Here is a 263-nt window from a genome sequence, read left to right on the forward strand (position 1 = left end):
GCTCGGATGGGCGTGAACTACAAGCAGATTCCCTTGAATGCTCCCAGGTGCCCAGTGCACAGTTACAGCAAAGATGGCGCCTTGCGGGTGCAGAATGTCTCTGACCCGGTCTATGCCCCCAACTCCAAGGGCGGGCCTGCTGCGGACCATACGTACACGGAGAAGTGGTCCGGGAGCGGGGAGTTCGTACACGCGCCTTATACCCCGCACAAGGATGACGATGATTTTGTGCAGGCGGGGATATTGGTGCGTGAAGTGATGGA

Annotated in this window: 1 protein-coding gene; it reads left to right on the forward strand. The window is 58.6% G+C overall.

What is annotated here, in order from left to right:
* Positions 1-12: 12 nt before the first annotated feature.
* Positions 13-263 (forward strand): catalase (locus AVJ23_RS22070; protein WP_240484780.1); only part of this gene is annotated, 251 nt, incomplete at its 3' end.

Source organism: Pseudoponticoccus marisrubri (assembly GCF_001482405.1).
Taxonomy (GTDB): Bacteria; Pseudomonadota; Alphaproteobacteria; order Rhodobacterales; family Rhodobacteraceae; genus Pseudoponticoccus; species Pseudoponticoccus marisrubri.